Source organism: Shewanella sp. SR43-8, from assembly GCF_014163775.1.
Lineage (GTDB): Bacteria > Pseudomonadota > Gammaproteobacteria > Enterobacterales > Shewanellaceae > Shewanella > Shewanella vesiculosa.
In genome coordinates this window covers 124,585-147,858 of record NZ_JACJDX010000005.1, presented here as the reverse complement: position 1 = coordinate 147,858, position 23,274 = coordinate 124,585, and the positions used below count along the sequence as shown (strand labels likewise).

Annotated in this window: 19 protein-coding genes; 10 read left to right on the top strand and 9 right to left on the bottom strand. The window is 40.9% G+C overall.

The genetic code is table 11. From position 1 onward, the window contains the following. Nucleotides 1–264: 264 nt before the first annotated feature. Both H5114_RS08055 and H5114_RS08050 read right to left on the bottom strand, forming a co-directional pair. Nucleotides 265–1,182, bottom strand: a complete 918-nt coding sequence (locus tag H5114_RS08055; protein ID WP_182697546.1) for a pepsin/retropepsin-like aspartic protease family protein — start codon at nucleotides 1,180–1,182, stop codon at nucleotides 265–267. 339 nt (nucleotides 1,183–1,521) lie between these two features. Then, nucleotides 1,522–1,734, bottom strand: a complete 213-nt coding sequence (locus H5114_RS08050; RefSeq protein ID WP_011636218.1) for a cold-shock protein — start codon at nucleotides 1,732–1,734, stop codon at nucleotides 1,522–1,524. Between the two features lie 932 nt (nucleotides 1,735–2,666). Between H5114_RS08050 and H5114_RS08045 the strand changes: the two genes are divergently transcribed. Further along, nucleotides 2,667–3,242 (top strand): porin family protein, encoded by a 576-nt coding sequence (locus H5114_RS08045; RefSeq protein ID WP_182722649.1) that lies wholly within the window; start codon nucleotides 2,667–2,669, stop codon nucleotides 3,240–3,242. A gap of 338 nt (nucleotides 3,243–3,580) precedes the next feature. Here the strand turns inward: H5114_RS08045 and H5114_RS08040 are convergent, their stop codons facing one another. After that, the gene (locus H5114_RS08040) at nucleotides 3,581–3,967 is read right to left on the bottom strand and encodes a ribosome recycling factor family protein (RefSeq protein ID WP_182722648.1); all 387 of its coding nucleotides are present in this window, start codon (nucleotides 3,965–3,967) and stop codon (nucleotides 3,581–3,583) included. A gap of 305 nt (nucleotides 3,968–4,272) precedes the next feature. Here H5114_RS08040 and trmH point away from each other — a divergent pair, with 305 nt between their 5' ends. Then, complete coding sequence (trmH, locus tag H5114_RS08035; protein WP_182722647.1) at nucleotides 4,273–4,974, top strand: tRNA (guanosine(18)-2'-O)-methyltransferase TrmH; 702 nt, start codon at nucleotides 4,273–4,275, stop codon at nucleotides 4,972–4,974. A 203-nt stretch (nucleotides 4,975–5,177) separates the two neighbouring features. On the opposite strand, the gene H5114_RS08030 is transcribed toward trmH, so the two are convergent. Next, nucleotides 5,178–5,981, bottom strand: a complete 804-nt coding sequence (locus H5114_RS08030; RefSeq protein ID WP_182722646.1) for a polysaccharide deacetylase family protein — start codon at nucleotides 5,979–5,981, stop codon at nucleotides 5,178–5,180. A 512-nt stretch (nucleotides 5,982–6,493) separates the two neighbouring features. Here H5114_RS08030 and H5114_RS08025 point away from each other — a divergent pair. Continuing rightward, the gene (locus H5114_RS08025) at nucleotides 6,494–7,120 is read left to right on the top strand and encodes a protein-disulfide isomerase (protein WP_124015481.1); all 627 of its coding nucleotides are present in this window, start codon (nucleotides 6,494–6,496) and stop codon (nucleotides 7,118–7,120) included. Nucleotides 7,121–7,234: 114 nt separating this feature from the next. On the opposite strand, the gene H5114_RS08020 is transcribed toward H5114_RS08025, so the two are convergent. Beyond that, nucleotides 7,235–7,879 carry a LysE family translocator gene (locus H5114_RS08020; protein ID WP_124015480.1) on the bottom strand — a complete coding sequence of 215 codons (645 nt, stop codon included), beginning with the start codon at nucleotides 7,877–7,879 and terminating at the stop codon, nucleotides 7,235–7,237. Between the two features lie 726 nt (nucleotides 7,880–8,605). Here H5114_RS08020 and H5114_RS08015 point away from each other — a divergent pair. Continuing rightward, entirely contained in the window at nucleotides 8,606–10,597 is a 1,992-nt protein-coding gene (locus tag H5114_RS08015) for a methyl-accepting chemotaxis protein (protein ID WP_124015479.1), read from the top strand. A gap of 207 nt (nucleotides 10,598–10,804) precedes the next feature. Here H5114_RS08015 and H5114_RS08010 read toward each other — a convergent pair whose 3' ends face one another. Then, a complete protein-coding gene (locus tag H5114_RS08010; protein WP_124015478.1) occupies nucleotides 10,805–11,053 on the bottom strand; it encodes a DUF3297 family protein in 249 nt (82 codons plus the stop codon). Between the two features lie 557 nt (nucleotides 11,054–11,610). Between H5114_RS08010 and H5114_RS08005 the strand changes: the two genes are divergently transcribed. From H5114_RS08005 to H5114_RS07995, 3 genes are read left to right on the top strand one after another with little or no spacing between them, the layout of a single operon-like run. Beyond that, nucleotides 11,611–12,738, top strand: a complete 1,128-nt coding sequence (locus H5114_RS08005; RefSeq protein ID WP_182722645.1) for a DUF2157 domain-containing protein — start codon at nucleotides 11,611–11,613, stop codon at nucleotides 12,736–12,738. Next, the gene (locus H5114_RS08000) at nucleotides 12,731–13,921 is read left to right on the top strand and encodes a DUF4401 domain-containing protein (RefSeq protein WP_182722644.1); all 1,191 of its coding nucleotides are present in this window, start codon (nucleotides 12,731–12,733) and stop codon (nucleotides 13,919–13,921) included. The genes H5114_RS08005 and H5114_RS08000 overlap by 8 nt, the downstream gene beginning before the upstream one ends. Next, nucleotides 13,921–14,448 carry a GDYXXLXY domain-containing protein gene (locus H5114_RS07995; protein ID WP_182722643.1) on the top strand — a complete coding sequence of 176 codons (528 nt, stop codon included), beginning with the start codon at nucleotides 13,921–13,923 and terminating at the stop codon, nucleotides 14,446–14,448. The genes H5114_RS08000 and H5114_RS07995 overlap by 1 nt, the downstream gene beginning before the upstream one ends. 287 nt (nucleotides 14,449–14,735) lie before the next feature. Here H5114_RS07995 and H5114_RS07990 read toward each other — a convergent pair whose 3' ends face one another. Beyond that, nucleotides 14,736–15,485 (bottom strand): putative porin, encoded by a 750-nt coding sequence (locus tag H5114_RS07990; RefSeq protein ID WP_182722642.1) that lies wholly within the window; start codon nucleotides 15,483–15,485, stop codon nucleotides 14,736–14,738. Between the two features lie 628 nt (nucleotides 15,486–16,113). Between H5114_RS07990 and H5114_RS07985 the strand changes: the two genes are divergently transcribed. Then, the gene (locus H5114_RS07985) at nucleotides 16,114–17,307 is read left to right on the top strand and encodes a serine hydrolase (protein WP_259395259.1); all 1,194 of its coding nucleotides are present in this window, start codon (nucleotides 16,114–16,116) and stop codon (nucleotides 17,305–17,307) included. Between the two features lie 252 nt (nucleotides 17,308–17,559). Here H5114_RS07985 and H5114_RS07980 read toward each other — a convergent pair whose 3' ends face one another. Then, nucleotides 17,560–18,483: a GyrI-like domain-containing protein gene (locus tag H5114_RS07980; protein WP_182722641.1), complete on the bottom strand. Its 924-nt coding sequence runs from the start codon at nucleotides 18,481–18,483 to the stop codon at nucleotides 17,560–17,562. Between the two features lie 423 nt (nucleotides 18,484–18,906). Here H5114_RS07980 and H5114_RS07975 point away from each other — a divergent pair, with 423 nt between their 5' ends. Continuing rightward, the gene (locus H5114_RS07975; protein WP_182722640.1) at nucleotides 18,907–20,268 is read left to right on the top strand and encodes a sensor domain-containing diguanylate cyclase; all 1,362 of its coding nucleotides are present in this window, start codon (nucleotides 18,907–18,909) and stop codon (nucleotides 20,266–20,268) included. Between the two features lie 196 nt (nucleotides 20,269–20,464). On the opposite strand, the gene H5114_RS07970 is transcribed toward H5114_RS07975, so the two are convergent. Further along, nucleotides 20,465–21,973 (bottom strand): S41 family peptidase, encoded by a 1,509-nt coding sequence (locus H5114_RS07970; RefSeq protein ID WP_182722639.1) that lies wholly within the window; start codon nucleotides 21,971–21,973, stop codon nucleotides 20,465–20,467. 377 nt (nucleotides 21,974–22,350) lie between these two features. Here H5114_RS07970 and H5114_RS07965 point away from each other — a divergent pair, with 377 nt between their 5' ends. Continuing rightward, nucleotides 22,351–23,253 (top strand): nuclease-related domain-containing protein, encoded by a 903-nt coding sequence (locus tag H5114_RS07965; RefSeq protein ID WP_182722638.1) that lies wholly within the window; start codon nucleotides 22,351–22,353, stop codon nucleotides 23,251–23,253. Nucleotides 23,254–23,274 lie beyond the last annotated feature (21 nt).

The following is a 23,274-nucleotide window of genomic DNA, read 5'->3' as shown; positions in this document are numbered from 1 at the left end:
ATGTCCACAGTCTTACGCGGCCAAACGGCCTACTAATCTAATTGAGGTGAATTATCGGTGTTTTTGACCCAATAGTCTTGGGTTAATTAACCAAAAGTTGGCAAGATACTGATTTGTTGAGGTGAAAAAACACACAAAAGACATGGATGAAGCTGATTACATTGAATAACCGTGTGACAAAAATAACGTATCTATCACACGGGATGATGCAAGATTAATAACATTACAATATCGTCAAGCACACTCAATTAAATCTGAGTTGGATTAAGAGTCTTCAGGTAAGCCTACGTGCATATGTCCAGATTTATAATCTATGGTCAACACAAAGTGCTTAAGAATATCAAAGCCAAGAAGACCTTTAATATTTTTACCTTTAATATGGGATATGCTGTTGCGATCATCTTGCCCTGTAATCACCTCAATCTGCCCTTCGCTTGGCACGCTCGTTTGCACATTTTCAATCGTAAAAGGACCGAACTTAACTTTTGGCAATCGGAAACTCTCCGTTGTGCCTGCATTATTGACACCAAATGAGTTTGTGGCTTGCGCACCGTAATGCGTTAACCAATCAGAGTCGGTGGCAAGAGTGCGTTTTAAAAACAAGCCACCACTATTACCAGTATCGAGGATCAACCAAGCATTCTTTTCCCCATTAAGCTCGACTCTCACAATCGGTTGACCAGTGCCACGATCCATTTGCATGTCAATGTTTTCAAGTTTGGCTAAATCAATGGAATCTCTTCCAAATAATCTCAAACGACTATTGGGATAATCTATCTGGAAAATAAATTTCTCCAGTAGACCTGCGCCTAATAAAAGCTCCACATCATAGTGACCTAAACGTAAACCAGCCAATTGATCAAGTTCAATATTGGCACCAAACAAGTTTGCCGTGACATTATTATAAAGTTGAGAGGATTCAGTACTATAAATGCCTTTGACATCGATTTTACTGCCTTTATCAAACTCAAGATTATATTTATTGATAAAGCTTAAATTAATCGCATTGAGCTGAGAACCACTGTCTAAAATGGCCCGACCTTCAATACCATTAATGGTCACAGGAAGATTAATATGGCCATTAATAATGTCAAAATTAACCCAATTGGTTACCGCGAAAGTCGGAAATGAAATAAGTAGAGCAGAAAAAAATGCTAGCAGTTTAACTCGAATTGATTGCATCTATTATCCTTAATATTTATGCCTAAAAAACGTTGTTATATTAACAGCTAACAGTAAAAAATAATAAACACTTTACTTATAAATGGCCGATAAATTCATCATCAGCTATACGACTCTACATAACCCAACTCGTAATAACAAAGATTGCCTCACGCTCGACACAAGAAGTCAGTGACCAGGAGATAATGTACAGCATGGGATAACAGTGGATAAAACAATCGGGGGAGATAGGCTGAAGATTTGCTTAACGCAGGGTACAGTTAATAAAAATACTAAAATTTAGACATAAAAAAACGCAAACAGTCGTTAAACCGTTTGCGTTATCTTTATAACGTCGAGTTACACAGCTACTACGTTAGCAGCTTGTGGGCCTTTTTGGCCTTGCTCAACATCAAAAGAAACTTTTTGGCCTTCAGCTAAAGTTTTGAAACCTTCTGAAGTGATTGAACGGAAATGAACGAACACGTCAGCGCCGCCGTTATCAGGAGTGATAAAACCAAAACCTTTATCTTCGTTAAACCATTTTACTAAACCAGTTGTTTTATTAGACATTTTGTTGTCCCTTATATATTTAAAATTAATCAATCTGTCGCGATAATGCGATGCGCTCAAGCTTGAATTATTGAATGTCACGATGAAGCTAAGGGAAACACAGAGGATAACAACGATAACGAAGAGATTCTAAGGCTTTTCTTTTACTTAATGTTCATTAATAACTCTGAATGTCAGAGCAGACTGTATAATACATCAATATCTAAGCTTGTAAAGGTCTTAATTGAGTAAATTTCATCAACACAGACAAACCACTTAATTAGTATCATCAAAAGCACTCATTCACGATAACAGTATTGCCCCAGCAAACCTGATATTCAGCATTAACCTCAGGCCTGTCTTAATCGCTAACAAAAAACCACATAAAATCACTTCTACTATCTTTATAAGAACTTAATACAATCCGATTGTGTTAATGGTTCCACTATCCGACTTGTAGTGATCGTTGTAGTTGTAGTTGTCGTTGTCGTTGTCGTTGTCGATCATGTTGATAGTCACACTTGGGCACTACCGTGCAAACCTGTACTTTAAACAGCGAAATCAACATATCCAATTAACGACTTCGATTTGCTCAGTTATAGAAAAGTAACCATATTATAAAATACTCAGCAGCAAATCATACAAGTGACGATAACACACCAAACCAACAACACTCTCGTAACATTATGTTTTTAATATGAAAAAATTACAATTCAATCAGAAAAATATACCGTTACGCACTATTTCCGCCTCGTTTAACAGATAAAATTTAAGCAACTTTATTTATTGCATAGCCAGTTTCACTTCATTTACTAAAAAATCTCAAAGCATAACCATATGATATTCAATTAAAAAATTGATAACAGCAATCCCCCTACTCCATTGTTTTTATAAAGTTGGCATCCGTTTTGTAGAGTACTAGATGTATTTACGTAATTAACTAGGAGTACCTTATGAGAAATACTATTGTTACTTTAGCTGGACTAATTTCATTAGCATCTTTTAGTGCTTATTCTCAAGCTGATGACTTAAAAAATGATGTGGCAGAAAATGGTGTTTATGTCGGCGCTAATTATGGTTACCTAAAAGTCGATGGAGATGATGAGTTTGACGACGACAATGATGTGCTCCAGGGCTTAGTAGGTTATCGCTTCAATAAATACTTAGCTCTAGAAGGTAGCTATATTGATTTTGGTCATTACGGCAACAACTTATCTCGTGCTGAAACAGATGGTTATACCGCAGGCCTAAAAGTCACACTGCCAATTACTGATCGAGTAGAATTGTATGCCAAAGGCGGCCAATTATGGTATTCCACTGACTATGACGTGGTCGGGTTGTCTGGCAATAAAGATGATGAAGGTGTATTTGCCGGTGCTGGTGTCGGGTTTAAAGTAACAGACCGTTTTTTAATTAATGCCGAGTACACTTGGTATGACGCAGAAATTAACCTAGATAATGTTACTAACGGTTCCGATACAGAAACAGATTTCAAGCAAGCGAGTATCGGGGTTGAATATCGTTTTTAAGCATAACTAGACAGCTTAAAAGGTCAGCGACTTAAAAAATAATAGTCATCAAGGTGTAATGCAAATTGCGTTACACCTTTTATTTATGTTTACCATTTAAAGCTCACATTAATACTGTAAATCTTCTATCCAAGGGCATATGGATCAACACAAAGGTCTTGTTTCTGCGATCTTATCTATGCCTCAACTATACCCACTGCAATACCAAGATAATCTGATTAACTTGTAGCGAAAATATACTAATACGTGCGATTCCAGCCCCAAACCACAGCAATGTTTACCATCAAAAACGATTGCATTCCTTCAGCATAAAAAGTGAAAGCACACGGTTGAAATAATCAACAGTCAACGTCAAAACGAGCCACTCTCGCCTCAGCTAACGTGCACTGGGTAAGCTGGATTAGCTCGCCTAAAGTCAAATTAGGATTCTCTCGAATTAAACGCCTAAGCTTTATGTCTAATGGCTCTAACTTGTCGGCATGACCCAGTAACGCTGTAGCAATTTTTTGAATTAGATAACCAAAGCCAGCATCATTGTCAGTTTTTAATCGCTCTATAAACGATTGAATACTTATAGCCTCGCCTGTAATGGCCCAATTTCGAGAACGGCGCACGCGCTTAACATCACACTGATATTGCAACGCAATCTCTCTGGCTTGCTTAGCTTTTTCACCGCCGATTCGACGAATAAGTGAAGGTAATTGGATGGTAATATCTTCAGTCATGGCCTGCTGTAAAATCTACTTGTTATTATCATTAGCTTAAATGAGTTTAGTTAGCTAAAAACAGTTATTTACCTATTACTTATCACCATACATTAAAAAAGCGATCTTGTGATTATTGCCTACATTAATCGGCAAGTCTTGGTGTTACCGCGATGAATGACTTTTTAGGACTGGCATTTTAGCGCTATAATACCAGCCGAAATAATCATCTTACTGTCAATATTACTCATTTATTCGTTGCATTGAACGCATTTTGTGTGGCAAGCAAAGGTTAAATAGAGTGAAAAATCAACTAGAGTTACCCCATGAGCCCAGAACGTTTTGCCCGAATAAACCAGATGCTGGCAAATCGCCAAGTCGACTTAACGATTTGCCTTGATAAAGTGCATATGACCAATAATATTGCTGCGGTTCTTCGCTCTGCTGATTGTGTCGGTATTCATGAAATTCATGCCGTATGGCCAGATATCGATATGCGAGTATCAGGTAATACCGCTTCAGGTAGCCAACAGTGGGTTAATACGGTTAAGCATTACACGTTTGCAGAAGCTCATCAGGTTTTTAAAGCACAAAAAATGCAGGTACTCACCACGACCTTTTCAAACACGGCCGTGGATTTTCGTGAAATTGATTACACCAAACCTACCGCTATCGTGATGGGTAACGAACGTGATGGTGTGAGCGCAGAAGCGATTGCAGCGGCCGATCAACACATCATCATCCCCATGCGAGGCATGGTGCAGTCGCTTAATGTGTCTGTAGCGGCAGCATTAGTCATGTATGAAGCCCAGCGCCAACGTGAGCAAGCCGATATGTACGGCAGCCGCAAACTTGATCACGCTTATTGCCAAACTATGTTGTTTGAACAAGGGCATCCAGTTTACGCCAAAGCCTGTCGACGCAAGCAAATTCCCTACCCAGCCATTGATGATCAAGGCCAAATTGTTGCCAACAAAGAATGGTGGGATCGCATGCGCGCCCCTGATCCGCAAGCATTGGTGGATTGATGCATCAACTCAGTACATCCACTAATAACGATTAATTGAGTCTAGTATTTGGCTTAAATATTCTGCACCACTGTTTAATAAGTATTAAGCACGACTTGATAGAGTTTTGATCCACTTGAAATAACCGCAGAGTTATAAGTAAACTATGAGGCTTATCAACCTGTCATCTATACTCTCTTGCCGACAATCAAATGATTAAACTATTACAGCTTACTGTGGGCATATTTCATCAAGTTGATGTATGAATCCACATAATAAGAATCCCGGTTATTGGCTAAAAAGGTTAATAAATCAGAGTGAGCCTCCGATGACACCGATAAGTAATCCCCTCCAACCCCATGAAATATAATGTTTACTAATAAAATATCTGCAGGAATATGGCGAATATAATCTATAAGCTCTTTGCCACTTTGGCCTTCTGGATACAATATCAGTGAAAATCGAGAATCTTTCCCCTGTCCTTTCACCGCAGTAAATAGCTCATTAAGCTGACTCAGGTATTGTTGGCTACTTAACACATCAGCGCCAATCACCATATCGCCACAAGGCACCGTATAAGTCCGTTCGGATTGACCATCAATGGCCTTTAAAAAAGTATTGGCTACTTCAAGTTCTTCAATCATCTGCGCCGTGCTGTAATGATCAAGATCATGATGCGCTTCTACCCAATCTCTATTCGGTAATGACGCTCGACAAGGATGATAAACACTGTGATTGCCGAGCTCATGGCCATTGTTAGCTGCTGCACGCCATTCATCTAGCCTCGCATTCATAACCGGAGAGTTGGCAACCACATAAAAAGACGCCTTTAGATTATATTTATCTAGCGCGGGGATCACATTATCTAATTGGCTATTAAGCGCATCATCATAAGACAGACTAACGGCTAACTTGCTCCCGCCTGGCCAAGTGAATATATCGCCTAGAGTGTTAACCCTGCTTGTCGTTTCAGCATGACTTGATAATGAAAATAGTAGTGCAGCAATAAAATAAATTGGCTTAATCATAATCATTTACTGTCCATAAAAGTCACTTGAACGTCACCATCAAGTGATTACTCGCTTCATAAAAGTCATCGGCTTAAAAATATAAATCATTAAGCCTCTGGGTTATCTATACGTATGAGCATTAAAAACGGACAGCGATGAGCGTGTAAATAACTGTAATATTTAAAAAATAACAGGATATATACTAGCCTACTGATGCTCAGCTCACGTATGACATTACATATTTATTGAACAATATCATCAATATCTGTCATTGTATTTATGGATAACTAATGTCCACTCATAGAGTGCGTTTCTCGATTTCTTAAGAATAAATTTAAGATTTTAATTCAATAAAAATAGGACGTTAGTAGAACAATAACGAGTTATGTTAAACCATGACCTAGAGGCAATGTACACACAATGATAATAGATAAGGCCATTCTGGCTCAATGCGCTCAGATTCAATGATTGTATAATGCCCATAAACTATTTAGGATCAACACATAGGATCACAAACAAGAATTCATTTAATGACCACTGAGCTTTATTTTATCTACGACTCACATTGCCCTTGGAGCTATGCCGCCACACCTTTGGTGAACGCATTGCAACAAGCCTATCCAGAAATGAATATTCACTTATTACACAGTGCGCATTACATCGGCAAAGACAGTGCTGGCGAAGAACAAATGCAAGCAGCGGCAAAAATAAGTGGACTTAAATTTGGTCGCGACCATATTCGCTACGCAAACAGCCCTAAAAGCTCAATCAAAACCGCAAACTTTATGGCCTGGTTAGAGGGCAAACAAGCTGACAAGCAATTAGCTGTGCTCAATGCGCTACAAAGAGCTCATTTCATTGAAGGTAACCCGCTTAGTAATAAACACGACTTTAATGACATCGTCGAAAAATTTAAGCTATCACCATCAAATAAAGTGTTTAAAGATGAGCTCAGTATGGATGCAGAATACGTACTGGAAGGCATAGAAGAAATTCAACAAATCATTGGTACCACTGGTTTTCCCGTATTGGTGATGACAGTTAATGATAACGCCATTTTTATCGACCACTCACAATACCTGAGCAGCCCTCATGCCGTGGTAGCCGCGGTTGAAAAAGAGATAGCGGCGATTAAACTCGCTAAAAGTGAATCATAGCGATAAATCGTCGCTCGCCAAATGCATTATCGATGTGAATGCGCCAGCAATAAGATCAAAAAACCACGGCTAATGACCGTGGTTTTAGTTAATGGCCTCTTTCAACCGTAATGGTTAAGCAATACTCTGCACTTGCGATGCCAGTAACCAAATGGCTAAAGCAAAAAATATTATCCCCATAAACTTATTTTGATAAGCACGAAACTTTTCATTTTTCAGCAATGGTTTGCCCAAACTGCCCACTAATGCCACCAACAGCAAATTGAACGTCAAGCCCATTACGTTCAGCAGTAAACCGAGTGCCAGCATCTGTTCACCTGAACTGGCAGTGAGTTGGGTAGAAACAAACTGGGGCAGAAACAACACAAAAAAGATCAGTGCTTTAGGATTAAGTAAATTGCTCAGCACCGCACGACGATAAAGTAGTTTAGCGACATTACCTTGCTGGCTAAACTCGGGCGCATCGCTGGCACCACTGCGCATGCAATCCCAGCCCATTTTCAATAAATACGCTCCGCCCAATACCCTTAACAGCTCTAACGCAATTGGATTCATCGCCACAAGAGCAGAAACGCCCATAGCTGCAAGCAAGGTTAAAATTAAACCAGAAGTCGCATTACCAAAGCTGGCATACACACCCACTTTGCGACCATAGCTCAAACTCGAACTGGCGATCAACAGCATGTCAGGCCCAGGGATTAACAATAACGCGACCACAGTGGTTAAATATAAAGGCAGCAAAGCCAGATCTATCATCATAAATACACAAATATTGGTTAGCGGTAAAACAAGGCGCGGATTCTACAGCTATTCAACATGAATGAAAGTCATGATGGGCAACATCCAGTGTTTAAGCACTGTAATGCTTGGCAGAGATTGTTTACAGATAAAGTAATGAAATACATGATGGACAAACACTACCCTTGAACTCGCTATTTCTGTTACAACAGACTAATTAGTTATAATAACAAAATAGCAATAAACTATTATATTTCATGTATATAAAGTTAAAAAATATTCCGTGAATAAATATCAGTTCAGTCATTACAGCTAGCCTGTTGTTTTCAACACTTAGTGAAGATGGAATAAGCCTTACGTAAAGTCGGTGTCATCTTAAGTGCTCCGCCGCGACGATCTAATGCTTTCGAGGCGACGTTTACTCAACTTTTATTACTGCAATCTGCTGCAACATCTGTCCGCTCTTTGCCATTAAACACCATCCCTATCTCAAATCTCAAATCTCAAATTCGAAAATGACAGCCACATGATGCGGCTTAGTGGCTTAACGCTAAGGCAAGCACAACGGCTAAATATGCACTAAAAGCAACACACCCTTGGCAAGGTTGACTTAAGCGTGGCAGTTGTCGATGACGATATAACAATAAATGTAAAAAATAGTAACTAAAGTATTAACATAAAACCAACAACCTAGACTAAAGTTAAAGTAACATTCGGTTCAGCGAGCTCGCGCAGGGTAACCCTTTTATGGAAAAGCAAACGTTATTAATTGCACAAAAAGCAAAGTATCTTAGTGTGGGCTTATTAGTCACAGTGATTATGCTTATTTATATCGTAATGCAGACCTTAGCATTACCGGTAATTCAAAAAGAAGTTGAAAAGAAAGAATTACTGCGTATTTCAGCCAGTGTCAACGAGGTGAGAATTGAACTAAGCAAAGGTTCGGTGCTAACCCAAAGCTTAGCCTCATTAGCAGAAACCTTACCCTTAGACGAGCAGCAATTTAGCGCGTTATTTCCCAAAATAATTGACCAATTTGGCAATGGCAATATCGCTGGTGGTGGGATTTGGCCAGAACCTAATGCGTTTAGCTCTGGTGTAGCATTAAAATCCTTTTTTTGGGCACGTAATGCTTCAGGGCAATTAGACAAAATTGATGATTACAATAAGCCTGATGGTCCAGGCTATCACAACGAAGCTTGGTATATCGCTGGGCGTTCACTTAAAACCGGACAGTGTGGTTGGTCTGAAGCTTATGAAGACCCTGTCAGTGGCACTGCTATGGTGACCTGTACTGTCGCGATCAATCGAGCTGGTAAGTTTTGGGGCGTCGCAACCGTTGATTTAATGCTAGCGGGTTTAGATAAATTATTTAAGCGCCAAAACCAAGAGTCAGGCGGTTTTAACTTTGTATTGGGCCAAAACAATCAAATAATCAGCTTTCCAAGTATTCGCTCATCATCACTTGATATGAAAAAATTCAGTGAGGTCGCCGCCCAAGATAGCAGCCTTCAACCGCTGTTGAGCGCAATCAACAGCGGCCAGACCATTATCCACTTACCAGAGGGCGTAGTGGAAGACAGTGGTTCTATGTTGGCAATAATGGACATGGCCGAAGAAGGCATGAAAATTGGTATTGTTTTGCCTGATCCCATTATCCAAAAACCTATCAGCGACTTAAGCTTTAGTTTATATGCGACGCTCATTCCCATGCTGCTGTTCTTTGTTGGTATTCTAATTTTTAATGCTAACAAAGTGATGCAATGGGTCAATGAGACCACTGCGCAAATTCGCATGTTAATCAGTGGCGGTTCTGCTGCAACGCTCAAGATAGATCGCTATGATGAAATAGGTAAATTAAAACAAGCGGTTAATCAATATAGTGAACATCTCAAAGGCTTGCTTGGACAAATAGCAAACGAAGCGGTAGAAGCCAAAGATAGAGCCAAACAGCTCAATGAAATGTCTTCTATGCTAAAACAGCGGGCAGAATCACAACTCACAGAAAACCACATGCTCGCAGCGGCCATCACTGAAATGTCCGCCAGCGCTGCCGAAGTGGCACGAAATACAAAATCAACATCAGAAACCGTCGACGAATCCCAAGGGCTTATTCAACGGCGCATGGTTGATGTCGAAGAAAACAGTAAAGCTAACCAAGAGCTGTCACAAGTACTCCAAAAAACAGCCGATATTATTAATCGCCTTGCTTCTGACTCGCAACAAATGGGAACCATGTTAGATGTGATTAAGAGTATTTCAGAGCAAACCAATTTGTTAGCATTGAATGCCGCCATTGAAGCCGCTAGAGCGGGTGAACAAGGGCGCGGATTTGCAGTGGTTGCCGATGAAGTAAGAACCCTCGCAGGCCGCTCTCAAGAGTCAGCCAGTAAGATTGAAGCGATGATCGCGCAGCTGCAAACATCGGCTAGTCAGGGCGTGAACATCATCGTCAGCTCACAGTCCTTATCCGTAGAATCTTTAGCTCGATCAGAAAAAGTAATTGCAGGGTTTAACGAAATTATTGAAGTATTTAGTGACATCAGTAGCAGTACCTCGCATATAGCGATGGCCGCCAGTGAACAATCAAGCGTATCGGGCGAAATTAACCAACTAGCCGAAAACATTAGAGTCAGCAATGACTTAAATGCCAAAGATGCGCTTGAATTAGCGAATGTCAGTAGTTCGTCTTCAGAGTTATCAAATCGTTTATATGACTTGAGTAAAGGCTATGCTTAGCCATAAAGAGTGTTGAGCAACTGTGTTTTTGAGCATGAGTAAACGAGTCAACATTTACTCAGGTAATGGGCTTTAACACAGCACCAAACTATGGAATAGAAGCCATCGCCGCGGTAAAATATCGCTACGCGCCTAACAAAAAAGCGAACCTTCTCAGGTTCGCTTTTTTACACAGTGAATAAATAGGCTCAGAGATAATGCTCAGTTCTATTTATAGAACGCTTCAACCTTGCCTTTTACTGTCATCGTAAGCGGTTGGCCGCGACGATCTAATGCTTTGTGCGAGGCAACTTTTACCCAACCTTCGCTGATGCAATATTCTTCAACATCATTACGCTCTTTGCCATTAAGTAAAATACCAATCTCGTGTTCGAAAACGGCTTCCACATGATGTGGGCTACGTGGATTGACGCTAAGGCGATCAGGTAAAGCAGGTTTAGCTGTAGTGTCGTTCATTGTCTTGTGCTGTAGTTAATAAAACGTGCGCTATTGTAGGCAATACCAGCCTGATGCTCAATAGCGACTGCTATAAATGTGAGTCGCCACTAAAAGATACTAATATAAATGATGTCTCATCAATGGCTTAAAAACGGATTTAATCAGTAACCTCATGCACATCAGCGCAGTGTTACATCACGGCAGGTAACGTATATCAGCTATAAAAGCTATTACTGCCATTTTGTTGCCTACTCCAGAGACCAAGCGCTGGCAGCTGTGATGATATTAATAGCAAAATCAGTATCGTATCGACAAATAGTCGTTGATAGCCGCAATCAATATCGGTTACTGTCTACACAACACTCGCGATGCCATCTGTCAGGCAAGAGTCCAAGTTTAAGCTCTCATGATAAGGGCTAATATTAATGAAAAGTACTCAGCAGATGAGCTATGTTTAAAACGATGTTTGATTTTTCCATAGCTTTAAATTGCATATCAATAACGTGAGCTTGAATTAGAGTTAGTACGAGCAAACTTGGACGGCTATTGATTCAGAAAAAGGATAACGAACAAGGATGATTGAAAAACGTTCACACATATGGCAATGGTTTTTAGACAACAAAATCGAGCCCACAAACCTTAAAGCTGCAATGTTAGTAGCTTATCCACACCCAAACACAGAAAATTGGCAACAATTAATTGCCAATATATTACTCTATCTTGGGGTATTGCTACTTAGCGCTGGGATGATATTTTTCATGGCGTTCAATTGGGACGCACTAGCGCACCTGAGTAAATTTGCCATAGTCGAAGGGTTATTTGCTCTGTTTATTAGTGGGTTTTATCTGATTAACCGCATGCAAAAAAAGCAGCATTCACCGCAAAAACCTCTTAAACAACAGAGCCAAAATGTTTATGGCTGGAGCTTGCCCAATGCCATGTTACTCGGTGCCAGCATCATGCTTGGGGCATTACTGGCCCTGGTGGGACAGACATACCAAACCGGCGCAGATCCTTGGCAACTATTTGCTATTTGGGCAGTGTTAATTTTACCCTTTGCCTACATCGCAGGCTTTGATCTGTTGTGGTTACTGCTGGTGGTCTTAATCAATATAAGCCAAGGACTATATTTTCAATCCTTTGCTTCTGTGTTTAGTTTTTTACAGGAAGACATCCAACAAATCGCTATTTTTGGCGTAACGAACTTAGTCATCCACCTAGCATTTACCATAGCTAAATGCTGCAAATGGCCAGGCCAATTACGCTTTAACTGCCCCATGGTTGAAAAAAGCAGTTTACTTGCTAGCGTAAGTGTATTTACCTGGCTAATCATTTGGGTCATTTTTGACTTAAACTATCAGTATGAAGCCAGCGAACATGCTGTTTATTATGCGTTACTTTACCTACTCACCCTGACTAGCTTATTTATATGGTACCGTTATCGCGCCCCCGCCTTATATCCACTTGCCCTGGTATTAACCAGCATCAGCGCTGCTATTGTGTCACTACTTTCAAGAGCACTATTAGAATCTAACGACTCAATAGCGAGTTTTTTTCTGATTGCTATGGTAGTCGTAGGTGTAACCAGCGGCAGCTTATATTGGCTAAAAAAATGGCAGAAACAGTTCAGCGAAATGGCAAGTCTTGAGCATAAAGACGCGAACAATAGTGATGTTAAAACTGAGGTAGCCGCCGATGAGTAACCTCAACGCCACGGCATTATGGCAAACGCTGGTTAACCAACTTGTAAACACTAATACAACACCAGAAACCACACTCGCCAGCCCTTGGTACATTATTGCCATGCAAATTATTGGCGGCTGGGTTGCTGCGCTGTTTTTATTGGCCTGTGTGCTAGTCAGTGGATCCATCATTGGCGATATCGACCAATCGTTTATCGGCCTTGGTGCCGCACTAAGTCTAAGCTGTTTAGTTTATTACCGTCTGGGCACCAATCGGCAAGAGTTTATTCTGCAGATGGTATTTGCATTTAGCTTAAGCGGACAAATAATGTGGCTTTTGGGAATTTACGAAAGGCTAGAATCTAGTAATGAGACCCTGATTACACTGATTTACTTGGTCACGTTTATGATTCACTGGATTATCATTCCTCATAAAACCAACCAATTTGTGGCTGCATTAGCCATGGTGCCGAGCTTTTTAGCTATCTTAGTGGTTAACCAGGTCACGCTATTAATATTGCCATTATTGCTGCTGAGTTTAGTGGTTATTTGGTCGCACGTTTATCGATGGCCGCAGTATTATCAGCGTCTTAGAATGTTAGGTTATGCCATTGCTATTAATTTGCTCCTCGCCAATTTCATGTTATCTGATATGGGCGATATCATAGAAAGACCCAGCGTATTGATGGCATTTAACTCCAGCATCAGTGACTATTTGGCCATCGCAATAAGCTTGTTATCTACGCTATGGCTGATTAATCACATTGTTAACCTGCTCAATTTAACTACCGATAGCTATACCAATCGAGTTGTTACTGTGCGTCCTCGCAACAAGTTAATGGTGATCCTAGCGACAATATTAATCGGCCTACTTTCCATCGTCATGAGCGGATTAAGCGTCGCAGTATTGATGCTCCTGCTGGGCTATTTTTACAACGAACGAAAATTAGTCATCATTTCGGTATGTGCCCTACTCGCCTTTATCGGCATGTATTATTACTCACTCCACATCGACTTGTTTGATAAATCTTTATGGTTAATGGCCAGCGGCATAGTATTACTAATGCTCAGATTTGCCATAAGTAAAAATACTCGCGCTAAGCGTAAAAATAAGCCTAACAATATCACTGAAAATGGGGCTGAAGTGAGCGCTATGGTTGAAAGTGCTCAAGTGCCCAGACCACTTAATAAGGAGCAAGCATAATGACCTCGAATAACATGGGGGTGCTCCATCCACGTCAGCTGAGTAAGCGGTCACTTTGGGTTATTATTGCAGCAATGGTGATACTTGCCCTGATTAACTACAAAATCTATCAACAAGAACAGCTGTTAGCTAATGGCGATATAATCCTGTTCAAACTGGCCCCCGTCGATCCACGCTCCCTAATGCAAGGCGACTATATGGAGCTAAATTATGATATTGCGACTGCGATCAGCTGGTCAGTCGAGCAAGACTCCGATAACCATGATGGCTTTATGATTGTCACTCTCGACCACAATCGCATTGCCCAATTCGACAGCATTTATCGTGGCGCGGTATTAACACCCGCCCAGCGACTGGTTCAGTACCGCATTCGTGACGGCAGAGTAAAACTTGCCGGTAACGCATTTTTCTTTGAAGAAGGCCGAGCAGAGGAATTTGCACAAGCAAAATATAGCGAATGTAGAGTCAATCAAGCAGGAAAATTGCTCGTCAGTAACCTGCTCGATAAGGATTTTAAGCGGATTTAAGCGATAGCGAGTAATGCCACAAGACAAGGTTAAGCATCCTGCGTATCAGACTCAAGGCTAACTTTCGTGGTATCGGAAGGATTAGCATTTTCACTCTTTACAACAATGTGGACCCAAGCAACCGACAAACAAAGTAAAAACCTGGATTCCGGCTCAAATGTATTACCGGAATGACAAAGATGTAAGCATAACCAAACAATAAAAAAGGAGCCTAAAAGGCTCCTTAATTTTTATATTAATCATCGATGTATATCAACAATTACATATCAATCATTTCTAACTAGCGCTTAGAAACGACCAACAACACCCACACCAACAAACAAACCGTCTACGTCAGAATCAAGTACTTTTCCTAGCTCAAATGTAGCTGAAAAAGCATCTGACATACGTAACCAATAAGCTGTTTTGGCGGTAAAGTTATCGTCTGAACCGTTATCGTCATAACCTAAACCAACAGACCATGATTTAGTTACATACCAATCAGCATTGACGTTGAAAATATCGTCAGCATCGGTATGAGTCCACTTAGCACCTAAATCAACACCAGTAGTGTTTTTTAGATCGATAAAGCTGCGAACTTCAAGACCGTAGATTGAATCAATATCACTACCATCAACATAGAATGCAGCAACTTTTGAGCTGTCGTTGAAGTAGTAACCAAGATCAAGTTGATAAGTGTCAGTATCAAAACTACCAACATCATAACGTTCGATTTTAGCGCCAACAAACCACTTTGAATCGAAAACATAAGTGCCATCAACAGAGAAAATATCAAGGTCAACATCATCTTGCATTTTATAGCTAGCACCAACATTGGTAGATTGTGCTAAAAAGCCATTTAATGCATATGGACCTTTTTCTTGTGATACAGAGTCAAGATAGAAACGGTAGTTAAGGTCCCATAGACCATCACCGAATTCTTCAGTATTAGCAGAATATCCTAAACCCGCTTCGTGGTGAAATGGTGCATCTTGTGCAGCCATAGCTGGTAAAGCCACAAAACCTAATACTAGTGCTAATGCAGTAACGTTTTTCATCAATCATTCCTTTATTTGATTATTTACGCTAGGAGGTTCAAGCAGATATAAAGCATGGATAAATCATCAAAAGTGGGGGTTATCCATTAACTCAAATGTAGCCTAACCTTACCGTCGGGCTAACATGCTTTCCTAGCGGCGCATACTCTAAAGTAATGAAGGGCTAAAATAAACAAACAAAATGAAGTTATTGATATTTTTCAACAAAATACATCACACATAATGTATTAAGCGCTGCCAACACCTACTTTAGCAATAGAGAAAAATGTAACAAAATCGTCAACCGAACGTTAATTTAAAACACACAGTAAATAATATCATCAATAACCACGAGGATAATCAAACAAAACTTGGACATAACAGCGGTTTTAGTTCTGCAACCAAGCGCTGTAATTACGGAGCAAATTGAACAGCTGTGTCTAAATAGAAATAGACAGCTGCAACTTACATTGCTACACCACGGTGAGGATATTATTGCTGCAGATTCTGGGGATTAACATTACGATCTATTGCATGGTTAACATCACGTTCAAGGGCGACAACGGCCTGCTTGTTAAGCATTTGATTTATGTTGATGATCGCTATAGGTTATTGTCATTACATCAATTTTATCTATCTGGAAACGTCAATGTCGACTGTGTTTAAGTTCATCAAAGCTGTCTTATTAAGCATTTTTATTATTGTCATCATCCTTGTCGCGTTTAATTGGCAAAGCGTTACTCGCTTATACAGCGTAGTCAGCTTATTTGATGAGGCACTCGTGGTAGATAATTTTTCCAATATGAAGAATGTCTTTTTTAACAAAAAAATCGTCACACAAGGCGATCCCTATGTGTTCGACGTCGACTTAGCCGCCTTACCTGAATCATTTCGTTATAGAGGTCACGTCACTAAAACTGAGGATTTTCTCACTCGTAGGGCAACAACAGCATTACTGGTACTTAAAGACGACAAAATAACCTTTGAGCAATATTTTCTCGGCACGAAAAGTGATGACAAACGCATCTCGTGGTCAATGGCCAAATCATTTGTGTCGATATTGTTCGGTATGCAGGTTGATGCTGGCAAGATTGATATCGAAAAAACCGTCGGCTTTTATCTGCCCGAGCTTGCCACATCTGGTTATGGTAATGTCAAAGTGAAACACGTACTGCAAATGTCATCTGGAGTTAAGTGGAACGAAGACTACCTAGACTTCTACTCTGACATTAATAAAATGGGCCGGGTATTGGCGATTGGCGGCTCGTTAGATCAAATGACCAGCGAACTGGTTAATGAGTCAGCTCCAGGCCAAGCATTTCATTATGTCAGCATGGACACCCACGTTATTGGCATGATACTCAGGCGAGTGAGCGGTAAATCATTAGTCGAGCTTTTACAGCAAAATATTTGGAACACCATTGGCATGGAAAGCGATGCCTATTGGCTTACCGACTCCCAGGGCACTGCCTTTGCCTTAGGCGGCTTAAATGTTACCACCCGCGACTACGCCCGCTTTGGCCGCTTATTACTGAACAATGGCGCATTTAATGGTAAGCAAATCGTGTCAGCAGCCTGGATTAAAGCCGCCACCACACCACAAGCTGATTACCTACAACCTCAAGTCGGCAAATTAGGTTATGGCTATCAAATCTGGCTACCGCCAGAAGCCGAACAAGGTGAATTTTTCTGTGTCGGCGTATACGGGCAATATATTTATGTAAACCAAAAACACAATGTAGTGATAGTTAAAAACAGCGCCGATTTGGGCTTTCTTGATGAGTTGAATTCAAAACAAGAAACCATCGCGTTTTTCCGTGAAATTGTAGCGTCATTGCAATAAACATGGTCACTGACTTACCCACGGTTCATTTAAGTGGTTAAGGCTAAAGCTGCATTTTTCAACCAACAAAAAAGCGACCATTCGGTCGCTTTTGTTTTACAGTGATTTAAATTTAAGGATGAAACTATGCTAGGAATCCTTAATAAGTCAGCCATAAAGCTATATTTCACCTATGCATGAATACCATCACTGGTAAAACCTAAACGACAAAAAGTGAGGCAGGTTCTGCCCACCCCACTTTTGTAACCGCAATTAAATGGTCTTAACTTTGACATGAATTTCCATCTCAACATAACCGTCAACTCTGGCGTCATTCAAATAATGTTCTAACATCGGAAAATTATCAGGTTCAAATCCGCTATTTGGCAGCCAATCAGAGTACAGACCCAGTTGAGCCTTGATCGTGTCTTCAGGCATGCCCTTAAAATAAAGTACCGCATACTTACCTTTGGGGATTTCAGATGTGGTAAACGGAGGATTAACCTTTATGTTGCTCCCAATGACTATCGCAGCATCATAACGGCATTTATCCGCTGGTGTTATCGTTGGATTATCATAAGCAAATGCAAAGCGTTGTTGCGCATCTTGCGTTATGCCATTGCTTGAAGCCCAATCGATCAGTTTGTCCCATGCGGTATATATCGACTCAGGTTCATAACCGCGTTTTGAAGCCAAAATACATACGCGTCGGCTATCAAAATCTCTCACTTCCACTTTCATATTGGTATCCTCTAAATTAGGGCTCTTCGTCACCTCATTGGTGATACGACTAGGATACAAATCAGCAGGGCAAAACACTTTTCCATACTTGCTGTATATTTTTCCAATCTTGCTATCTTTTATTTTATCTGGGTTTCTTATTTCAGTCGGGCTAAAGCCAAAATAGAGTTTTACCGCCTTAGAAAAGTTAGCACTGGATGAAAAACCACAGTCTAACGCCACCTGGGTAATAGGTAGTTGAGTTTTAAAAATCAGTATGTTGACCGCCTTCTCAAGCCTGCGGCGCACAATGTAATCATTAACTGTCTCCCCCATAATGGCAGAGAAAATACGATGAAAATGATAAGGCGAAAAATAGCTGACGTTTGCCACTTCTGTTAATGAAATCTGATTAGTGAGATTAGCCTCAATATATTGAAGCACCCGATCGATCCGTACTTGGTATTCTTTACTCATGGGTTCCTAATTATTAAGCAGGCAAGTCGTGAACAACAGTCAGGTAAGAAACCATAACGCAGCGCTATCGTTAATACAAAGCCAGTACTTCGCTTAACGCTCTACCCGTTTTGATGTTTATTGAGGCATTTTACATAAAACCTGGAGACTTGAGTTAATGTTAAAAGTTTACTCTGGCCACGTATTCTAGACAAATGGTTAGGCCGTAAACATGTTTTAATTCAGCCATAGTGGCTTTGCATAATGACACTGATAAACCGAGTACCTAACTAGCATCAACGAGGGGATAAAACGCTTAAAAGCCAAATAGCACTGAGCTACAGATGATCACTTTGCTGACGGGTCTTTGGATGCAAATGCTGGTAAATACATGGATATTTTTCTATAGTGGCCACAATAAACACATTCGATTAGCGAGCTGTAGTGCCGGGCATTTATCCTTTTGTATCCAAACAACCACATAAACGGGCGGCTTTTTTTGTCGCCTCATTATTACTGATCTCAGCGCTGATAATTAGCTCTTTTATTTCAATACCTTTGGTCGATATTGCCCCTTTTTTGCCGGCATACAGCACTTCAGTGGTATTGCTTGAAAGTATTACGGCCTATTTACTGCTGTCGCAGTTTGCCAGTAACCGGCAGGTTTTCTCTGGGTTTGTTGCTTGTGCTTATTTATTCCTTATCCCTTTAGTAACGGTGCAGCTTTTAGTGTTTCCAGGTGTTTTTTCGCCTAGTGGTTTACTGCATGCAGGGGAGCAAAGTGCGGTATGGATTTGGGTATTTTGGCATGCATCGTTTCCGATCTTGCTCTTGCTGGCATTAATTGCCCCGAAAAAGATCATTAACCAAAACCCTGCTGATCTCAATATCAAATATTGGCTGATTGCCTTTGTATTTATTTCCCTACTGGTTAGTTTAGGTTTGGCCTTATTCGCCACATGGGGTAGCCATTTATTACCCGTATTAATTGATAAAGACAGCTATAAGCAACTATTAAATAGCCCTTATGCCTTAATGGTGTGGGGATTAAATGCGCTGGCATTATTCTTTATGGTAAGACGGGCACGCAGTAACAATGTGCTTTATACATGGCTGAGTGTGGCGTTGCTGGCCAGCCTGATTGATGTCACGTTAACCCTATTGGCTGGCGCCCGCTTCAGTTTAGGTTGGTATGCTGCAAGAGTGAGCAGCTCGGTTTCTTCTATGGCGTTACTGTTCGCCTTGTTATGGGAGGTCAACCGTCTGTATGTCGCAGCCCACAGGGCCAATGAATCCTTATATCAGCAAAGTGTCAAAGATACATTAACAGGCTTATTTAATCGCCGTTATCTAGAAACACAACTGGCAATAGACATAGACCACGCCAAAAGATACCAAGAGCCGCTGTGTTTGTTGGTTGTCGATGTTGATCACTTTAAAGCGTTTAACGATAAGCACGGTCATTTGAGTGGCGATCGCTGCTTAGTGGCCGTCGCCAAACAATTGCAACTAAGCTTAAATCGGCCCGCAGATTTTGTCGCCCGTTATGGTGGCGAAGAGTTTGTGGTGGTGTTGCCCCACACTGAGGCAGAAGGCGGCATGCTGATAGCTGAAAAGTTACGCCAGAAAGTCAGTGAGTTAAGGGTTGAAGATAAGGGCCAATTACTTAGCGTCACCATCAGCATAGGTTATGCAATATTACAGCATAATGAAGACACCGCCCAAGGCTTGCTGATAGCCGCCGATACCGCCCTATATCAAGCCAAAGCCGCAGGACGCAATTGCGTTGTCGCTGCGATTCAATAACCCTTGTAGGGAATTAACTGATCAACATAATACCGTTTCGCACAAGTCATTATTGTGTCATGAGATGTTCAATCTAAACATCTCAAAAACACTTAAAAGTGATTGATAAAGACTGTGAGCGGATTTAAAGCTATCGCTGATGTGATGGCTTTAAATGACGGGAAATTCTCTCTCCACTCATAGCAAACCTAAGCCACTATTCCTGAGCTATCAAGCTTAAAACCCAGTGTTGTAATCCCTGTGTATCCGTCATTGAACCATTAAACTGATACTGTGGGACAAAACTTTGGTTATGGCCTCTTTTTCGATCTCGATATACTTTCTGCGCCAGTGAAAAAGCGCCAAGTTTGCTAGGTAAATTAATTGCGCGAACATCCATATACACAGTATCGGCAGAGGTTTCTTGGCCAGCATGAATAAGCTGCGGTATTGATAAACTCAAATCGGCGAAATCTAAACATGCACTGCCGCAAGATTTATCGGTAAGTAAAATCGTACTACCTTGGTATAGGCTTTTCTCAGTCTGATGGCGATTAACAGCAGCCTGCAAAGCTTGGCTATTTTTAGGCAATGCTTCTTTCACCAATGATTGTTGATTATCTATCGCTTGCCGCATATCTAAAGTGGTTTGTAAAAACGAAGTAGTGATATCGCTGTCAGCGCCAAACTGACGAATTAACATAGGTTTCAAGCTGACAAGGTAAGCATGATTATCTTCACTTGCACGCCACATAGCGTAACTATTATCTGGATTATTTTGCATTACTTGCGCGATATAAGCTTTACCATAAAGGCTACTCATTAAATCTTGGCCCCACTGCGAACTGCCGCCACCATTGCCACGCACATCAAACACCACGAGTTCTGCATCACGCAAACCAGCAAGCGCCATTATCATGGCTTGCAATTTGGTTTCATCAGCACCCGATGGATAAAAACTGGGCAACCGGACCCAATAATGCTTAGGTGTAAATTCATCAATACTAAATTCTTTGGGTAACGCCACAGGAGTGAGCGTTTGGTATAAATCATTGCGATCAATTTTTTGCCAATGCAATGAAAAGGCAGTTTGCTCACCCTTTGACTCAAACACACAACTATTTGGTCTAGTAAATTCACCAATTTTATCATCGATGAGTAACTTTTTAGCGTAAGAGACTTTGCGCGCATTCAATTGATTGTTATTGAATCGATATTTAAGAATATGCTCATTCATCATGGTATCGACCGCAATATTGTCACAAGAAATAAGCTTGGCACCAACCGCAGGAAGCCGCCCGCCCCAATCTTCGGCAGTGTAATAGACTTTATAATCCTGAAATTGTTTTTCAATACCTATGCCAGCCCAAGACTGCATATCAGGGTGTTGATTAAACGCAATGCCAAAATGACCATCAGCAAAACCAGCCACAAAATAGCTCAAACTATTGGTTACATCCTGTAACGATGTCGCTTTTTTTGCCCGTGCTAACCCCTCACGATAACCTTGTTCTAACCACTGTGAAAAATATAGATTTTGATCATCTATGGCACCGGGATGATTAGCCTTAACCGTTTGGTAGATATAGGTTAAGTCCGTTTGAGCAATCTGAGCCCATGGATTGGCATCAGCCAACACAGGTTTAATGGGTTCTGCTTGAGCATAAACAGCAGAACTAAACACGCTGATGAGTAGAGATAAAATAACTAAGCTTTTACCGTGCATCTAAATATAAATCCATTTGTTATCTAAAAGTTAATGCAAAGTATACCGTATCAGCACTGATTACACAGCATTTTTTGATATTTCAGCAGTAAGCACCAAAGCGTGACAATAAATTATTGATGCTTTCGAATCATAAAATAAAGCAAACAATGGCAGCGCTTAGTCGCTGCCATAACCACAAAATCCCCGCATATGTTAGCTAGCATCAACTCGTGTAAACGCGTCATCTCCAGTGACAATTAGACCAAAAGCACAAAAAATCACATTTGGGCTACTTTTTATTACATTTTTGTAAAACTGGAGTATATTAATCAAGCCATATAATGGATTTATATTAGCAACCGATTGTATAACCACACTAAATTTCAAGGATGACAATGGCAAACCTGTTCACTAATGTACTCGCCACCATCATCTTGCTTTCGGGTATGTTTTTGATGGTGTTGATTATGCACCTAATGCTTAAATACCGTGACCACACGGTAAAACTGCCTGTCGATCGCGAACAACTTCAGCGAATCCCCGCATATGGCTTACAGCAACAAATTCAAGACTTACAGTTTGATCTCGTCGCCGGCCTAACGATGGCGGTTATGGTAGTGACGTTTCCGTTTGCCTACGAAAGTATCGTCAAGCATATTAGCGACAGCTCATTCCCAATCGCTTTCGCACCCATTGTCATCCTTGGTCTAGGATATTGCGGCCACAAAACGCGGAAAAACTTTTCCAAACTCACCAAATTACGTTTAGGCCACACCGCAGAAATCGCCACAGCCAATGAGCTCATCGGCTTACAAGCTTTGGGCTATCAAGTGTTTCACGACATCCAAGCCGACGGCTTTAACATCGATCACTTAGCCATAGGTAAAAATGGCGTATTCGCCATCGAAACCAAAGGCCGCCACAAGCGCAAACGCGACAGTAAAACGACTAGCGCGACCCAAGGTAAAGACTACCAACTATTTTATAAAGACGGCCGCTTATGCTTCCCCTCTTGGACGGAAACCAAACCCATCGAACAAGCCGAACGCCAAGCAAAGTGGGTCAGCCAATGGCTCACCAAAGCCACAGGCCAACCAGTGTTTACCAGCCCAGTGCTGGTATTCCCCGGCTGGTTTGTAACAAGCCAAACAAAGCCACCGTTCCCCATCTTGAATCACAAACAACTGGTCAAAACCTTACCCTCTCTCAGGACTCAATCACTCAGCCAACAGCAAATGGATGCGATTGTGTATCAAGTCGCGCAGAGGTGTTTGAGTAAGAGCGAGGTGGGGAAATGATTAAGATTGAAAGGTTTACTT

What these genes read in the sequence shown, in the direction of transcription:
- H5114_RS08005 (WP_182722645.1), top strand. Translation starts at nt 11,611, where the DNA reads ATGATTGAAAAACGTTCACACATATGGCAATGGTTTTTAGACAACAAA.
- H5114_RS08000 (WP_182722644.1), top strand. Translation starts at nt 12,731, where the DNA reads ATGAGTAACCTCAACGCCACGGCATTATGGCAAACGCTGGTTAACCAA.
- H5114_RS08045 (WP_182722649.1), top strand. Translation starts at nt 2,667, where the DNA reads ATGAGAAATACTATTGTTACTTTAGCTGGACTAATTTCATTAGCATCT.
- H5114_RS07990 (WP_182722642.1), bottom strand. Translation starts at nt 15,485, where the DNA reads ATGAAAAACGTTACTGCATTAGCACTAGTATTAGGTTTTGTGGCTTTA.
- H5114_RS08020 (WP_124015480.1), bottom strand. Translation starts at nt 7,879, where the DNA reads ATGATGATAGATCTGGCTTTGCTGCCTTTATATTTAACCACTGTGGTC.
- H5114_RS07995 (WP_182722643.1), top strand. Translation starts at nt 13,921, where the DNA reads ATGACCTCGAATAACATGGGGGTGCTCCATCCACGTCAGCTGAGTAAG.
- H5114_RS07970 (WP_182722639.1), bottom strand. Translation starts at nt 21,973, where the DNA reads ATGCACGGTAAAAGCTTAGTTATTTTATCTCTACTCATCAGCGTGTTT.
- H5114_RS07980 (WP_182722641.1), bottom strand. Translation starts at nt 18,483, where the DNA reads ATGAGTAAAGAATACCAAGTACGGATCGATCGGGTGCTTCAATATATT.
- H5114_RS08025 (WP_124015481.1), top strand. Translation starts at nt 6,494, where the DNA reads ATGACCACTGAGCTTTATTTTATCTACGACTCACATTGCCCTTGGAGC.
- H5114_RS08040 (WP_182722648.1), bottom strand. Translation starts at nt 3,967, where the DNA reads ATGACTGAAGATATTACCATCCAATTACCTTCACTTATTCGTCGAATC.
- H5114_RS08050 (WP_011636218.1), bottom strand. Translation starts at nt 1,734, where the DNA reads ATGTCTAATAAAACAACTGGTTTAGTAAAATGGTTTAACGAAGATAAA.
- H5114_RS08015 (WP_124015479.1), top strand. Translation starts at nt 8,606, where the DNA reads ATGGAAAAGCAAACGTTATTAATTGCACAAAAAGCAAAGTATCTTAGT.
- H5114_RS08055 (WP_182697546.1), bottom strand. Translation starts at nt 1,182, where the DNA reads ATGCAATCAATTCGAGTTAAACTGCTAGCATTTTTTTCTGCTCTACTT.
- H5114_RS07985 (WP_259395259.1), top strand. Translation starts at nt 16,114, where the DNA reads ATGTCGACTGTGTTTAAGTTCATCAAAGCTGTCTTATTAAGCATTTTT.
- H5114_RS08010 (WP_124015478.1), bottom strand. Translation starts at nt 11,053, where the DNA reads ATGAACGACACTACAGCTAAACCTGCTTTACCTGATCGCCTTAGCGTC.
- H5114_RS08030 (WP_182722646.1), bottom strand. Translation starts at nt 5,981, where the DNA reads ATGATTAAGCCAATTTATTTTATTGCTGCACTACTATTTTCATTATCA.
- H5114_RS07965 (WP_182722638.1), top strand. Translation starts at nt 22,351, where the DNA reads ATGGCAAACCTGTTCACTAATGTACTCGCCACCATCATCTTGCTTTCG.
- trmH (WP_182722647.1), top strand. Translation starts at nt 4,273, where the DNA reads ATGAGCCCAGAACGTTTTGCCCGAATAAACCAGATGCTGGCAAATCGC.